The following is a 254-nucleotide window of genomic DNA, read 5'->3' on the forward strand; positions in this document are numbered from 1 at the left end:
TGCGGCCGATGTCGCGGTTCTTGAGCCGGTAGGAGTCTCCCTTCAAGGAGAGCACATCGGCGTGATGGACGAGGCGGTCGATCATGGCGGCGGCGACGGTGTCGTCGCCGAAGACCTCTCCCCAGCGTCCGAACGGCTTGTTGCTGGTCACGATCACGGAGGCGCGTTCGTAGCGGCCGGAGACCAGCTGGAAGAACAGGTTCGCTGCCTCCGGTTCGAACGGGATGTAGCCGACTTCATCAATCACCAGGACC

At 63.4% G+C, this 254-nt stretch carries 1 protein-coding gene; it reads right to left on the reverse strand.

What is annotated here, in order from left to right:
• On the reverse strand, window positions 1-254 hold a 254-nt coding region (locus tag RM812_RS42930; RefSeq protein ID WP_311586563.1), incomplete at both ends, for an ATP-binding protein.

Origin of the sequence: Streptomyces lancefieldiae, assembly GCF_031845825.1 — a bacterium.
Taxonomy (GTDB): Bacteria; Actinomycetota; Actinomycetes; order Streptomycetales; family Streptomycetaceae; genus Streptomyces; species Streptomyces lancefieldiae.